This is a genomic window from Streptomyces sp. XM4193, assembly GCF_023072595.1.
Taxonomy (GTDB): Bacteria; Actinomycetota; Actinomycetes; order Streptomycetales; family Streptomycetaceae; genus Streptomyces.
In genome coordinates this window covers 622,391-636,902 of sequence record NZ_JALLGK010000002.1, presented here as the reverse complement: position 1 = coordinate 636,902, position 14,512 = coordinate 622,391, and the positions used below count along the sequence as shown (strand labels likewise).

At 73.4% G+C, this 14,512-nt stretch carries 13 protein-coding genes; 3 read left to right on the top strand and 10 right to left on the bottom strand.

Translation table 11 applies throughout. The features are described 5' to 3' along the window. Positions 1 to 84: 84 nt before the first annotated feature. Entirely contained in the window at positions 85 to 1,434 is a 1,350-nt protein-coding gene (locus MTQ01_RS10000; protein ID WP_247488718.1) for a class II 3-deoxy-7-phosphoheptulonate synthase, read from the bottom strand. 286 nt (positions 1,435 to 1,720) lie between these two features. On the opposite strand from MTQ01_RS10000, the gene MTQ01_RS09995 reads away from it, so the two are divergent. Then, positions 1,721 to 3,616: an anthranilate synthase family protein gene (locus MTQ01_RS09995; RefSeq protein ID WP_247488716.1), complete on the top strand. Its 1,896-nt coding sequence runs from the start codon at positions 1,721 to 1,723 to the stop codon at positions 3,614 to 3,616. A gap of 120 nt (positions 3,617 to 3,736) precedes the next feature. Here the strand turns inward: MTQ01_RS09995 and MTQ01_RS09990 are convergent, their stop codons facing one another. The 4 genes from MTQ01_RS09990 to MTQ01_RS09975 all read right to left on the bottom strand — a co-directional run bounded on the left by MTQ01_RS09990 (position 3,737) and on the right by MTQ01_RS09975 (position 7,742). Next, on the bottom strand, positions 3,737 to 4,735 hold the full coding sequence (locus MTQ01_RS09990) for an ATP-dependent 6-phosphofructokinase (RefSeq protein ID WP_247488714.1): 999 nt from the start codon (positions 4,733 to 4,735) through the stop codon (positions 3,737 to 3,739). 149 nt (positions 4,736 to 4,884) lie between these two features. Next, complete coding sequence (locus MTQ01_RS09985; RefSeq protein ID WP_247489192.1) at positions 4,885 to 5,526, bottom strand: response regulator transcription factor; 642 nt, start codon at positions 5,524 to 5,526, stop codon at positions 4,885 to 4,887. A 155-nt stretch (positions 5,527 to 5,681) separates the two neighbouring features. Next, the gene (macS, locus tag MTQ01_RS09980) at positions 5,682 to 6,827 is read right to left on the bottom strand and encodes a MacS family sensor histidine kinase (protein WP_247489190.1); all 1,146 of its coding nucleotides are present in this window, start codon (positions 6,825 to 6,827) and stop codon (positions 5,682 to 5,684) included. 198 nt (positions 6,828 to 7,025) lie between these two features. Beyond that, entirely contained in the window at positions 7,026 to 7,742 is a 717-nt protein-coding gene (locus MTQ01_RS09975; protein ID WP_247489188.1) for a 1-acyl-sn-glycerol-3-phosphate acyltransferase, read from the bottom strand. Positions 7,743 to 7,923: 181 nt separating this feature from the next. Here MTQ01_RS09975 and MTQ01_RS09970 point away from each other — a divergent pair, with 181 nt between their 5' ends. Both MTQ01_RS09970 and MTQ01_RS09965 read left to right on the top strand, forming a co-directional pair. Then, entirely contained in the window at positions 7,924 to 8,685 is a 762-nt protein-coding gene (locus MTQ01_RS09970) for a carboxylesterase (RefSeq protein ID WP_247488712.1), read from the top strand. After that, a complete protein-coding gene (locus MTQ01_RS09965; RefSeq protein ID WP_247488710.1) occupies positions 8,682 to 9,404 on the top strand; it encodes a hypothetical protein in 723 nt (240 codons plus the stop codon). The genes MTQ01_RS09970 and MTQ01_RS09965 overlap by 4 nt, the downstream gene beginning before the upstream one ends. A 408-nt stretch (positions 9,405 to 9,812) precedes the next feature. On the opposite strand, the gene MTQ01_RS09960 is transcribed toward MTQ01_RS09965, so the two are convergent. The 5 genes from MTQ01_RS09960 to MTQ01_RS09940 form a co-directional block, all read right to left on the bottom strand. Beyond that, on the bottom strand, positions 9,813 to 10,595 hold the full coding sequence (locus MTQ01_RS09960; RefSeq protein ID WP_247488708.1) for an endonuclease/exonuclease/phosphatase family protein: 783 nt from the start codon (positions 10,593 to 10,595) through the stop codon (positions 9,813 to 9,815). Between the two features lie 17 nt (positions 10,596 to 10,612). Next, positions 10,613 to 11,554, bottom strand: a complete 942-nt coding sequence (locus MTQ01_RS09955; RefSeq protein WP_211039753.1) for an ROK family glucokinase — start codon at positions 11,552 to 11,554, stop codon at positions 10,613 to 10,615. A gap of 74 nt (positions 11,555 to 11,628) precedes the next feature. After that, on the bottom strand, positions 11,629 to 12,312 hold the full coding sequence (locus MTQ01_RS09950) for a DUF5304 family protein (protein ID WP_247488706.1): 684 nt from the start codon (positions 12,310 to 12,312) through the stop codon (positions 11,629 to 11,631). 213 nt (positions 12,313 to 12,525) lie between these two features. Beyond that, positions 12,526 to 13,986: an ArsA family ATPase gene (locus tag MTQ01_RS09945; RefSeq protein WP_247488704.1), complete on the bottom strand. Its 1,461-nt coding sequence runs from the start codon at positions 13,984 to 13,986 to the stop codon at positions 12,526 to 12,528. Continuing rightward, entirely contained in the window at positions 13,987 to 14,436 is a 450-nt protein-coding gene (locus MTQ01_RS09940; protein WP_247488702.1) for an SRPBCC family protein, read from the bottom strand. Positions 14,437 to 14,512 lie beyond the last annotated feature (76 nt).

Sequence of the window (14,512 nt, the reverse complement as noted above, 5' to 3'; positions counted from 1 at the left end):
TTCGTGCCCCGCGACCCCGGTTCCCGGTCGGCGCCGAAGCGCCGAGCCAGGAGGCGTCGTACGGTACGAGCCGTCCGCCCGCGTCTACTGGTCCCGGTACATCTCCGCGACCAGGAAGGCCAGGTCGAGCGACTGGCTGCGGTTCAGCCGAGGGTCGCAGGCGGTCTCGTAGCGCTGGTGCAGATCGTCCACGAAGATCTCGTGGCCGCCGCCCACGCACTCGGTGACGTCGTCACCCGTCAGCTCGACGTGGATGCCGCCGGGGTGGGTGCCGAGCTCCTTGTGCACCTCGAAGAAGCCCTTGACCTCGTCCAGGACGTCGTCGAAGCGGCGGGTCTTGTGCCCGGAGGCGGCCTCGAAGGTGTTGCCGTGCATCGGGTCGCAGACCCACGCGACCTGGGCGCCGGAGGCGGTGACCTTCTCCACGAGGGTGGGGAGCTTGTCGCGGACCTTGTCCGCGCCCATCCGCGTGATGAAGGTGAGCCTGCCCGGCTCGCGGTCCGGGTCGATCCGGTCGATCAGCGTGAGCGCCTCCTCCGGGGTGGTGCCCGGACCGAGCTTGACGCCCACCGGGTTCTGCACCCGGGAGACGAACTCGATGTGCGCGCCGTCGAGTTGGCGGGTGCGCTCGCCGACCCAGACCATGTGGCCCGAGACGTCGTACAGCTTGCCGCTGCGCGAGTCGGTGCGGGTCATCGCACCCTCGTAGTCGAGGAGCAGCGCCTCGTGCGAGGAGTAGAACTCGACGATCTTGAACTCCTCGGGGTCCACCCCGCAGGCGTTCATGAAGTTCAGCGCACGGTCGATCTCGCGGGCGAGCGCCTCGTAGCGCTGGCCGGAGGGCGAGCTGCGCACGAAGTCCTGGTTCCAGGCGTGCACCTGTCGCAGGTCGGCGTAGCCGCCCGTGGTGAAGGCGCGCACCAGGTTCAGCGTGGAGGCCGAGGCCTGGTACATCCGCTTCAGCCGGTCCGGGTCCGGCGTGCGGGCCTCGGGCGTGAAGTCGAAGCCGTTGACCGAGTCGCCCCGGTACGTCGGCAGGGTGACGCCGTCCCGGGTCTCCGTCGGCTTGGAGCGGGGCTTGCTGTACTGGCCGGCGATCCTGCCGACCTTCACCACCGGCACCGAACCGGCGTAGGTGAGCACGGCGCCCATCTGCAGCAGCGTCTTCAGCTTGTTGCGGATGTGCTCGGCGGAGACGCCGTCGAAGGCCTCGGCGCAGTCTCCGCCCTGGAGCAGGAACGCCTCGCCGCGCGCGACGGCGGCCATCCTGTCCTTGAGCTGGTCGCACTCGCCGGCGAAGACCAGCGGCGGATAGGACTCGAGCTCGGCGATCACATCGCGCAGAGCCTTCGAGTCCGGGTAATCGGGCTGCTGCGCCGCGGGCAGGTCTCGCCAGGTGTGGGCACCGGCGTCGGATTTCGCGTTCACGGTCACGGCGACAGGTTACGTGCTCCCCGGGGAGGGCCATGGCCACAGCTCACGGGATGAGACGACCGGTCCACGGGCGCTTCCGGCGCCGCCGGCCAAGGTCGCAGGTCGGGTAGGGTGCGGCTGTGCTCACGCAGTTCTCACAGGTCTCGCAGACCCGTATGTGGTGGTGGCCCGCTGATCCGGCGGCCCACTGACTGCGCACACCCCCGTACATGTCCAGGCCGCCCAGGGGCGGCCTTTCGTGTTTCTCGGGACCGCCCTTCCGTGCTGCCCCACCGGAAGGAAGAACGTGCCGCACCGCCTGCTCTCCGCACTCCTGACCGACGACGACCCACCGCCCTTCGCCCTGCTGCGACGCCGTGCGCCGGGCCGCGACCCCGACAGCGTCGAACTGCTCACCGGCCCCGTGCGGGAGGTGGACCGGCTGGCGGACCTGCCGGACCGCGAGCTCGGCGCGCTGGCCCTGCTGCCGTTCCGGCAGATCACCGAACGCGGTTTCACGGCCCACGACGACGGCACCCCGCTGAGCGTGCTGCTGCCCGAGCAGCGCGCCGAGCTCCCGCTGGCAGCGACCCTCGCCCTGCTGCCCGACCACCGGGTGACGGTGGCCGGCGGCGGTTTCGACCTCGACGACGCGGCGTACGCACGGCTGGTGCGCCGGGTCGTGGAGGAGGAGATCGGCACCGGGCAGGGCGCCAACTTCGTGATCCGCCGCACCTTCCGCGGCCGGGTGGCGGGGTACACGGCCCGCGACGGGCTCGCGCTCTTCCGCACGTTGCTGGAGACCGAGCGCGGCGCGTACTGGACGTTCGTGGTGCACACCGGCCGACGCACCCTGGTCGGCGCCGCGCCCGAGGTCCATGTGCGGATGAGCGGCGGCACCGTGGTGATGAACCCGATCAGCGGGACCTACCGCTACCCGCCCGGCGGCCCGACGCCGGAGGGGCTGCTCGACTTCCTCGCGGACGGCAAGGAGCGCGAGGAGCTGTCCATGGTCGTGGACGAGGAGCTGAAGATGATGTGCGCGGTCGGGGACGCCGGCGGGGTCGTCGTGGGACCGCGGCTGAAGGAGATGTCCCGTCTGGCGCACACCGAGTACGAGCTGCGCGGACGCAGCAGCCTGGACGTGCGCGAGGTGCTGCGCGAGACCATGTTCGCCGCGACCGTCACCGGGTCCCCGGTGCAGAACGCCTGCCGGGTGATCGCGCGCCACGAGCCGACCGGGCGCGGCTACTACGCGGGCGCCCTCGCCCTGCTCGGCCGGGACGCGGGCGGCGCGCAGACGCTGGACTCGCCCATCCTCATCCGCACCGCCGACATCGACGCCGCGAGCGGGGAGCTGAGCGTGGGCGTCGGGGCCACCCTGGTGCGGGACTCGGACCCGGCGAGCGAGGTCGCCGAGACCCACGCCAAGGCCGCCGGTGTGCTGGGCGCGCTGGGAGTGGGGTCGGTGCAGCGGCCCGCCGCGGGGGCGAGCGGTGCGTCCCTGGCGGACGACCCCCGGGTCCGGCGGGCGCTGGACGACCGGCGGACGGGCCTCTCGCCGTTCTGGCTCCGCATGCGTACGGGCGGCTCCCGGCCGGTGGCCGCACCGCCCGGCGAGGTGCTCGTGGTGGACGCCGAGGACACCTTCACCGCGATGCTGGCCCATCTGCTGCGGGCGACCGGCCCCTCCGTGTCGGTGCTGCGCCACGACGAGCCGGGGCTGGCGGAGATCGCGCGCGAGCACCGGGGGCCGATCGTGCTGGGACCCGGCCCCGGCGATCCGCGGGCGGGGAACGTGCCCGCGGTGGGTGCGCTGCGGACGCTCGCCGCGCAGCTGCTGGCCTCGCACCGGCACGGGCTGCTGGGGGTCTGTCTGGGCCATGAGGTGATCGCCGCCGAGCTGGGGCTGGAACTGGCGCCCAAGCAGCGCCCGTACCAGGGCACGCAGCTGACCGTCGACTTCTTCGGCAGGCCCGAGACGGTCGGGTTCTACAACTCGTACACCGCACGCTGCGACGAGCCGACCGAGACCGAACTCGCCCTGCATCGCGTGGAGTTGAGCCGCGACCCGGAGAGCGGCGAGGTGTACGCGCTGCGCGGGCCGGGCTTCGCCGGGGTGCAGTTCCATCCCGAGTCGGTGCTCACGCTCAACGGGCCGGAGCTCCTGGCCGATCTGCTCGCCGGCGCGCTCATCGGCTGAGCGGTCCCGGGCGCCGCGTCGGTCGCGGAACGACCGAGACCCACGCGGCGCCCGCGGGCCGCTCCGTCCCAGGTCGGCTGTACGGGGCGGCGCGGGCGGTTCAGCCGAAGCGGGGGCGGTTCAGCCGAAGAAGATCTCGCTGTCCGCGTAGAGCGAGGCGTCGATCTTTTTGCTGCGCGAGACGGCTTCGGTCAGCCGCACCCGCTCCACATTCGCGCCGCGCACCGCGACCATCGCTCCCCAGTCACCCTCGTGCACCGCGTCCACGGCGTGCAGTCCGAACCGGGTGGCCAGCCAGCGGTCGTACGGGGTCGGGGTGCCGCCGCGCTGGATGTGGCCGAGCACCGTCGTACGCGCCTCGTGGCCCGTGCACCGCTCGATCTCCAGGCCCAGCCACTCGCCGATTCCGGACAGCCCGGTGAGGTCGACGTCGCCGGAGGCCGGCAGCGCGCTGTCGGAGACCACCACGATCGGCGAGTACGTCGCCTGGAAACGGGACTCGACGTGGCCGCAGACCCGGTCGAGGTCGAAGGGGAACTCGGGGACGAGCACGCAGTTGGCGCCGCCGGCCAGACCCGCGTGGACCGCGATCCAGCCGCTGCTGCGGCCCATCACCTCCACGACGAGCACCCGCTTGTGCGACTCGGCGGTGGTGTGCAGCCGGTCGATGGTCTCGGTGGCGACCGTGACCGCGGTGTTGAAACCGACGGTGTAGTCGGTGCCGTGGATGTCGTTGTCGATGGTCTTGGGCACTCCGACGCACGGGACGCCGTGCCGGTCGGCGAGGACCGCGGCGGCGGTGAGGGTGTTGATGCCGCCGACGACGATCAGTCCGTCCACCCCGCGGCTGCGCAGGGTCTCCGCGATGCGGCGCGGGCCGTCGGGTGCGGTCAGCGGGTCGGTGCGGGAGGAGCCGAGGATGGTGCCGCCCCGGGGCAGGGTGCCGCGCACGGCGGGGATGTCGAGCTCGACGGCGCGGTCGTGCAGCACACCGTCCCATCCGTCGAGGAACCCGACGACGGAGTCGCCGTAGCTCTGCACGCCCTTGCGGACGATGGCGCGCAGGGCCGCGTTCAGCCCCGGGCAGTCGCTGCCCCCGGTCAGTACTCCGATCCGCATGGCACTTCCTCTCCGCAGACCACCGTTGAGCGGCCCGGTGCGCGGCAGACCGTCGGTCTGCGGCCGGGCCGCTGGTCACCGTACGTCAGCACGGGCCCAACTCTCCCCGCCGCGCCGTGATTTGGGCGCAGCCGGGAACGCGGCGGGTCTCACTCCCCGTCCAGTCCCCGTTCGATGGCGTACCGCACCAGCTCGACGCGGTTGTGCAGTTGCAGTTTGCCGAGGGTGTTCTGGACGTGGTTCTGCACGGTGCGGTGGGAGATGAACAGCCGCTCGGCGACCTGCTTGTAGGAGAGCCCCTTGGCCACCAGCCGCAGCACCTCGGTCTCCCGCTCGGTGAGCTGCGGCGCCGCGGCCTCCTGCGGTTCGGCCGGGCTCTGCGCGGCGAGCCTGCGGTACTCGCCGAGCACCAGCCCGGCCAGACCGGGAGTGAACACCGCGTCGCCCTCCGCGGTCCTGCGCACCGCGTCCACGAGCTCCTGCGTGCTGGCGGACTTCACCAGGTAGCCGGTCGCGCCCGACTTCACCGCCTCCAGCACGTCTGCGTGCTCCCCGCTGGCCGAGAGCACCAGCACGCGCAGCGCCGAGCCCTTGCCGACCAGCTGCTTGCACACCTCCACCCCCGGCAGTGTGGGCAGGTTGAGGTCGAGCACCAGCACATCGGGCTCGCAGGTGCGGGCGCGGCGCACCGCCTGCGGCCCGTCGTCGGCGGTGGCGACGACCTCGAACCCGGCCGCCGCCAGGTCTCTGGCCACGGCATCCCGCCACATGGGGTGGTCGTCGACCACCATGACCCGCACCGGTGCGGGTCCTCCGGTGTGTGCGGCGGCCCCCTCCGTACGCGGGTCCGCCGGGGCGTCCGTACGGGCGTCCGCGCCCTTGTCCCCCGGTGTGCCCGTGCGCGCGTCGGAGCGTGTCTCCGCGCCCGCGCCGGTGTGTGCGTCGTTCATTTCGGCACCCTCAGCTCGACTTCCGTACCCTGCCCGGGAATCGACACCACCTCGGCGGTGCCCCCCACTTCGTGCAGCCGTCCGACGATGGACAGTGACACCCCCATCCGGCCCTCGCGCTCGGCGGCGGCCAGGCGCCCGGCGGCGACACCGGGCCCGTCGTCGCGCACCGTCACCAGCACCGCGTCCGGCTCGTCCTCCAACAGGATCCACGCCTTGGCGCTCTCCCCCGCGTGCTGCCGGACGTTGTCCAGCGCCGCGGCCACCGCCGCGTCCGTCATCCGCGCCGTGTGCTCGGGCAGCGCGACGGGGCCGCCCGGCCCCGCGAAGGTCACCGCGGTACCGGCGCGGGCGGCGAGCAACTCGGCCAGGTCCCGGGTGACTTCGCCGCCCGTACCGGTGCCGGAACCGTACGCGGGCCCGCCGCCGCCCGCGTCGCCGGCCGGGGCCGACGCGGTCGGGCCGCTGGAGACCAGGGAGCGCAGTGCGACCTCCTGCTCCCCCGCCAGCCGGCCGATCTCCGCCGCCCCGCCCCCGATCTCCGTCCCCCTGCGCTGCACCATCGCGAGCACCTGGAGGACGTTGTCGTGGATGTCGCGGGCCAGCCGCTCCCGCTCCCGGGTGGCCGCCTCCACCTTCAGCGCCTCGGCGAGGGTGTGCTCGCTGGCGCGGGCGACCTCGACGACGTAGCCGATGCCGATGCTCGCCACCGTCACCAGCAGCACGTTGTGCACGGTGTCCCGGGTCAGCCCGCCCTCCTCCACCACGTTGGCGGCGCCGACCACCAGGGAGGCGCCGGCCGCCCAGCGCCAGCCGTGCTTGATGGCGAGCGCGAGGACCGGTCCGGCGACCCAGATGGTCGGCAGGCTCGGGTTCACCGACCCGGCCGTGTCGGCCACCGGCGTCAGCAGGATGCCCCCGACTCCGAGCGCGAAGTCGCAGCCCAGGAAGCAGGGGGTGCAGCGCTCGGCGGAGGAGACGTGCCGCAGCGTGGCCAGCGTCCAGCAGACCAGCACGGTCAGGTACACCGCGCCCACCAGCGGGCGGCCGTAGGTGTCGTGGTGGTAGAGGAAGACGCCGGTGGCGTACGCGGTGGTCAGCAGTCGGTAGCCGACCAGTGCACGCCACAGCGGTGCCTCCACCGAGACGCTCGGCGCGGTGGCGGGAGGCGCGGTGGCGCTCGGGGTGTCGGTCGTCGGTGCGCCGGTGGCGCGGGATGCTGCGGTCTCGGTCACGTTCCCCCTCCGGGTGCCCGGCACGGTACGGGGCCGCGGCCCCCGGGCGTCTGTCCTGCGGCGCGTCCGGAGCCCGAACTCCGGTCGCCGGCAACGGAATCGGTGCTACTTCCGGTTCTGGTCGCCCGACGCCTTCGCCGCCTCGTCGATCCGGCGCCTGGCGGCGGTGGCGTAGATGTCGACGTACTCCTGCCCCGAGAGCCGCATGATCTCGTACATCACCTCGTCGGTCAGCGCCCGGGTGATGAACCGGTCGTGCTCCATGCCGTCGTAGCGGGAGAAGTCCAGCGGACGGCCGATCCGGATGCCCGGCCGCAACAGCTTGGGAACCACCTTGCCCGGGGGCTGGATCTTCTCGGTGCCGATCATCGCGACCGGGATCACCGGGGCGCCGCTCCCGAGCGCGACCCGCGCGAGGCCGCCGGGCCTGCCCCGGTAGAGCCGCCCGTCCGGGGACCTGGTGCCCTCGGGGTAGATCCCGAACAGCTCACCGCGCTCCAGCACTTCGATGCCGCTGCGGATCGCCGCCTCGGCCGCGCCGCGCACTCCGGACCGGTCCACCGGGAGCTGGCCGGCGCCTCTGAAGAACGCCGCGGTCATCCCGCCCTTGACGCCCGGGGCCGTGAAGTACTCGGCCTTCGCCACGAAGGTGACCTTGCGCGGAAGCACGGCGGGCAGGAAGAAGGAGTCGGAGAAGGAGAGATGGTTGCCGGCGAGGATGGCCGGGCCCCGCTCGGGGATGTTCTCCAGCCCTTCGACCCAGGGGCGGAAAGCGAGCTTCAGCGAGCTGCCGACCGACAGCTTCATCGCGCCGTACAACATCCGGACCTCCCTTTGTCCCACCCGCCGACCCTATCCCGCCACCTTCTGGCGCGAACCCTGCGCGAACGGTCCCGCCCCGCGTCCTCCGCCCCTGCGCCCGCACTGCGGGCTACCCGCCCGGTGCCCGCTCCGCGTAGGGTGATCGGACCCCCGAAACGCGTGCTGTCGAACGGAGACCACGGTGCCTCTGCTCCCCGGTAGTGAGCCGATGTTCCACGAGGGCGGCCGGACCGGCGTACTGCTCTGCCACGGCTTCACCGGCTCGCCGCAGTCGCTCCGCCCCTGGGCGCGCCACCTCGCAGAGCAGGGCCTGACCGTCTCGTTGCCGCTGCTGCCCGGGCACGGCACCCGCTGGCAGGACCTCCAGCACACCGGCTGGCAGGACTGGTACGCCACGGTGGACCGGGAGTTGCGGCTGCTCACCGAGCGCTGCGACCGGGTCTTCGTGGCCGGGCTGTCGATGGGCGGCGCGCTCGCGCTCAGGCTCGCGGCCCGTCACGGCGACACCGTCAGCGGCGTGGTCGTGGTCAACCCGGGGATGACGATGAAGCCGTTGGACTCACTGGTGCTGCCCGTTGCGCGCCATCTGAAGGCGTCCACCCGCGGCATCGTCAGCGACATCGCCAAGGAGGGCGTGGAGGAGAGCGGCTACCAGCGGGTCCCGCTGCACGCCGCGTACTCCCTGCGGAACTTCTTCACCCTGGTGCGCGGGGAGCTGCCGCAGGTGACCCAGCCTCTGCTGGTGCTGCACAGCAGGGTCGACCACGTGGTGCCGCCGAGCGACTCGGCGATCGTGCTGAACAAGGTCTCCTCCACCGATGTGACGGAGACGGTTCTGGAGGACAGCTACCACGTGGCCACACTGGACCACGACGCGGAGCGCATTTTCGCGGACTCCTGCGGATTCATCACCCGGCTGACGACGAGGAAGATCAGCACGTGACGGAGCGTGAGCACGGACGCGGCGAAGGCCGCGAGCCCCTCGACGAGGAAGCTGCCTGGGCGCAGATCGTGGCGGGTTACGACCGGGACGGGCGTTCCCCCGTCGAGTCGGACCCGGCCGAGGACGCGGGCGCGGCCGGACGAGGTGCCTCGGGCACGGCGTCCCCGCAGGACCGGTCCCCGGATTCCCGGGAGCCGGGCCCGGCCGCGGAGGCCGAGGACGGTGCGGACGCCGGGGCGCGTACCGGCGAGGACGCCGACCGGGGTTCGGGAGCGGACGGGGCGGGTTCGGGCAGCCTGCTGGAGAAGCGCCGCCCCTCGGGCGACGACGAGGCCCGCTCCGAGGAGGACGGTCCGGACGCGGGCGAGCAGGACAGCGGCGACGGCGACCCGAAGGTGCGCACCTTCACCGTCTACGCCGCGGGCACCGGCCCCCGCGACTGGCAGCCCGCCGAGAGCGACGAGGACGACCACTTCGTTCCGCCCGAGCCGCCGCCGTTGCCGAAGCTCGACACCACTGCCCGGTTCGCCTGGCTCGCCGTACTCGGCGGCCCGGCCCTGCTCTTCGGGGCGGTGATCTTCCAGATCCCGATGAACTGGTGGATCACCACGCTCGGAATCGGCGGCTTCCTGGGCGGTTTCGGCACTCTGATCGCCCGGATGCGGTCGGAGGACGACGACGAGGGGTTCGAGGACCCGGGCCGGGGCGCGGTCGTCTGAGTCGGTCGGCGTGCAGCCGGCGCCCGCGAGAGATTGCCGGGTTCTGGCAATGCGCCCCGGCGCCCCCAGCTCCAGACTGAGGTGACCACACACCACAGGACCTGGGGGAAACATGGCCCTGCTGCTCGTCTTCTCAGCCATAGCACTGCTCACCGGCTGGGCACTGGCCGTCCAGCGCAAACGCGAGGCACGCGACCGCGGAGAGCGCCCCGAGGAGGAGTGAACGTCCCCGAGGCGGCGGGCAGTTGCCGAGGGCCCGCAACCACACGGAGTCGGTGACAGCGCCGGAACGCCGGACCGGGGCGTACCGGCGGCGGGGGCCTGGACGTACGGGGTTGCGGGGCGGGGCCGGTGAGCAGCTGCGGGGATCCGGTTCCGAACGGGCGGGACCGGCGGGCGGGGGCTGCGTCAGCGCGCGGGAGGCAGCCGCAGGGCGGCCAGCACCGGGAGATGGTCGCTGGCGGCGACCAGATCCGCGCGGGAGACCCCGGGCAGCCCGTCCGGCACCCCGCAGCCCAGCACCTCCACCGAGGAGGAGGCGAGCACCGCGTCGATGCGCTGGTGCGGGCGGGCGGCCTCGGAGGTGTGACCGCCTCCCCAGGGCCGTACCGCGTGGCCGTCCTGGAGCCGGTCGGCCAGTCTGCGGAAGGACCGGCCGTCAGGGCGTTCGTTGAGATCGCCGGCGGCGACCGCGCCGACCGGTCCGCCGCGCAGCTCCCCCCTCGCGGTGAGCGCGTCCAGCCGGTCGAGCAGCATCTCCGCCTGACGCCGGCGCTCGTCCTTCTGCAGGCTCAAGTGGCAGCTGACCACTGCCAGTCCGGCGCGGTCGCCGAAGCGCAGCACTGCGGTGGCGAAGCCGCGGCGGTGCAGCCCCGGCGTGTGCGGCAGCAGTACGTCCTCGGCCCACTCCACGCGCGCCCGCAGCGAGGTGAGGATCATCTGGCCGTTGGCGGTGGCGCCGCCGGTGACGTGCACCAGACCGGACATCCCGGCCAGCCGGGCGGCGTGTGCGCGCCAGCGGAAGAAACGCGGCGCCTCCTGCACACAGACGACGTCGGGGGCGCACGCCCGGATGACCCGGGCGAGCGCCCCCACGTCGTCACGCATGGAGCGGATGTTGTAGCTGAGCAGCCGGACGACCGCACCGCCGTCGGTGTCCGCGGCGGACGCGGGCAGGTCCGTGAGCGTCATGGCCGCAGCGTACGGCGTCAGCCCTGGCGTGCCAGGTCGGCGACACCCACCAGACCGGCCTTGCCACCGAGTTGGGCGGCGAGCACCTGCGCCTGCGGACGCCACTGCGAGCCGACGAGCCAGCGGCGGTAGGACTTGCGGATCGGCTCCAGCACCAGCTCGCCCTCGTCCGAGACACCGCCGCCGACGATGAAGGCGGACGGGTCGAAGAGGCTCGCCAGGTCGGCGAGGCCGGCGCCGGCCCAGCGGGCCAGCTCGCGGAAGGAGTCGATCGCCACCGGGTCGCCCTCCAGGGCGGCCTGGCTGACGTGCTTGCCGTCCACGCCCTCGGGGGTGCCGTCGCCGAGCCCCAGCAGCAGCGCCGCCCGCTCCGGGGTGGCCACCGCGCGCTGCCGGGCGTACCGCACCAGCGCGCTGCCGGAGGCGTACTGCTCCCAGCAGCCCTGGTTGCCGCAGCCGCAGAGCAGGCCGTCGGGCACCATCCGGATGTGGCCGAACTCCGCCGCCACGCCGAACCGGCCGCGGTGCAACCGGCCGCCGATGATGATGCCGCCGCCCAGGCCCGTACCGAGCGTGATGCAGACGACGTCGTCGTGGCCCTGGCCGGCACCGAAGCGGTACTCGCCCCAGGCCGCGGCGTTGGCGTCGTTCTCGATGACGACGGGCAGCCCGACCCGCTTCTCCACGAGGTCCTTCAGCGGCTCGTGCCGCCAGCTGAGGTTCGGGGTGAACAGCACCGTGGCGCGCTTGTCGTCGACGTACCCGGGAGCGCCGATGCCCACGGCGTCCACCGTGTGGTGGGCGCTGGCGCCGCGGACGGCGTCCGCGATGGCGTCGATCACTCCCTCGGTGGTCTTGGGGGTCGGCACCTTGCTGGTCTCGAGGATGTTGCCCTCCTCGTCGACCACACCGGCCGCGACCTTCGTACCGCCGATGTCGACACCAATGGTGAGTCCCATATGTCCCTCAGTTATCCGGTCGAACCCCGCCGCGCACAACGGTACCGGAGGCCCTGGAGGGCTTGTGACCCGCTTCAGTCCAGGTCGATGCGCTCGGTCGCGGGCGGATCGTCGTCCCCGCCGCCCCCGGAGGGCTTCTCGCCGCCCGCTGCACCGGCTCCCCCGCCGCCGCCCCCGCGCCCGGCGGAACCGGGCTCTTCGCCGCTCGCGGCTTCCTCGCCGCTCCGCTTCCGGGCCTGCTCACCGGCCTGCCCGGCGGGCTCGGCACCGGCCGGCTCGTCGTCCCGGGGCACCCGGACACTGGCAGCTTCCTGCCGCGTCCAGCGCTGCTCCTGGCCGGTGACCGCGGCCTGGTAGGCCGAAAGCAGCTCGGAACCGGCCGCCGCCAGGTGCTCCATCACCCTGGGGTTGCGCTCGACGATCGGCCCCAGCAACTCCTTGGCACCGTCGGCGAGTTGACGGCTCCAGTGCTCGGCTGTGGACTCGGCCGCCCGGCGGCCGGCCGACTCTCCGGCGGCGCCGGCCAGCGGGGTGGTGAAGTCGGAGATCCGGCGGGCCACCGAGTCGACCAGTCTGCCGAACTCGTCCGCCGCGCTCGCCGGACGCTCACCGGCCTGCTCGCGACGACGAGCCCGCTCGGCCGCCAGGTCCTCCGCACACGCCTCGGCCCAGGCGCTGCCGTCCGGCTCCTCGGGACCGCGAGGGCTCTCGGAGCGCTCCGGGCGCTTCGGGCTGTCCGGCTCGCTGGAATCGCTCATCACTTGCTCCCGCGGATTCTTCTCGATCGGGCGTTGGAGGCTCTGACGGTTCAACGGGTCCCGGCCGCCGAACGTTCCGGTCGACGGGTGCGCCGCGACCCCGGTGCGGGCCGTCGGTCGGCGCAACCCGTCGGCAGGCACGGCGCCTGGCGGGGCCCCCGCGGCCGTCCACGGCATCCGGACGTCCGGCCGCCGTGGCTCCGACAGTACCGCTCAGCGGGACCGCGGCCACAGTGCCGGATCGGGCCGGAACCGCACCGCGAGTCCGCCCTCGGTCAGCCGCGCCCCGGCCACGGTGCAGCGCCGCAGCGCCGCGGGCAGCGGCAGCGCCCTGCGGTACGGGCCGACGGTCACGATCGCCTCGTCACCGCGCCGCACCAGCGCGAGCTGTTCCTTCCGCGCGCCCGGCAGCGGCAGCCACCAGACCAGCTCGCCCTCCTCGCTCAACCGGTCCTCCACCCACCGCCCCACACCGCGCGAAGCATCGCGGGCCCGGCTCGCGTTCGCCGCCGCGGCCCCGGTGCCGGCACCGGCCTCCGAGGGGACTGCCGCGCCCGTGACCGCGTCGGCACCTCTCGCGTCGGCGACGGTGGTGCCCGCGTCCGCGTCCGCCGCGTCGCCGTCCGCCGCGTCGAGACCCGTCGCGTCGAGATCCGCCGCCGCCAGGGCGACGGCCAACTGCTCCGTCGGGTCCGAAACCCCGCCCAGATGCGGGAGTTCGACGACGGGCACGGGCCCGGCGGCCCCGGCGAGCTCCTTGCACACGGCCCGCTGTTCGGCGGCCCAATCGGCCTGCCAGGCGTCGCCGCCGTCGGGCACCATCCGGTTGGCGATCAGCGCCGTGACCGGCACTCCGGCGAGCGCCATTCCGGCCCGGGTCTCGGCGACCGTCCGCACGGTCGAAGCGCCCGGCTCCACAACCAGCACAGCCGTGCTGCCGACGCTCTCGACCAGCTCCGCGAGGGCCGTGCACTCCGCGCGCAGCCGCTCGCCGACCTCGTACAGCCGCCGTGCGGGCATCGGCACTCCCGCGAGCTGGGCCAGCATCGGCCGCAGCGCCCTCGCCGCCTGCCGTTCGGCCGGCATCAACCGGCCCAGATAGCGGTCGAGTTGGGCGGGCAGGAGGAGCAGCCGCACGGCCTCGGCCGCCGGCGGCAGATCGACGACGATCCGTCGATGCCCCGCGGCGACGGCTTCGCGCAGCGCGCGCAGCACCGCCAGCGCGGTCGCCCCGGGAAGCTCGGTGACCTCGTCGCTCTCCAGCGGTTGGGCGCCGAACTGGTCCAGCAGGTCACCGCCGCCGCGCTGCACATCGGCCACCCGGTCGCGGAAGTCCGCGACCACGTCCACGGCGATCACCTCGACCGCGGCCGGTGAGGCGGCGGTCGTGCGCGGCGGCGCCGGCTCGGTGGTGATCAACGCGGTGCGCGCGCCACCGGTGCGCGCGAGTGCCGCGGCGACGGTCGTACGCCCCGCGCCGCCCGCGCCGGTGACGAACCGCACCTGTACGCCGCCGCCACCGGGACCGCCCGCGCCGCCCGTCTCGCCCTGCGCCTCGGTCTCCTCCGCCGCGTCGGCACCGGATGCCGCGTCGGCACCGGATGCCGTGACGGCGCCCTCCGCCGCGTCGGCGCCGGGGGCCGCGTCGGCGTCCCGCGATGGGTGCTCGGACACCTAGGCCGCGCCGCCGGACGTGGACTCGACCCGCTTCTTCAGCCCATCCAGCGCCCGGTCGATGATGACCTTCTCGGCCTTGCGCTTGATCATCCCGAGCATCGGGATCTTGACGTCCACGGTCAACTGGTAGGTTACCTCGGTCTGTTGGCCGGTGGTGCGCAGTTCGTAGGAGCCGTCCAGCGCGCGCAGCATCTGCGACTTCACCAGCGACCAGCGCACCGAGAGGTCCGAGGACCACTCGTAGGCCAGCGTGTGCTCGTCCTTGATGGCCCCGGCGTCCAGCAGCAGCCTGACCTCCTCGGCCCTGCCCTGCTCGTCGGTGGAGAGGACCTCTGCCTCCTTCACCTCGCCCGTCCACTCGGGGTAGCGCGCGAAGTCGGCGATGACGCCCATGACTTCGGCCGCTGGCGCGTCGATGGTGATACTCGACCTGGTGTGTTCCGCCATCCCTGCGGCTCCTTTGGAAGACCCGTGCCGGTGCTGACCGGAGTTGCTGTCGCGACCGCTGCGCCGCGGTGACCGG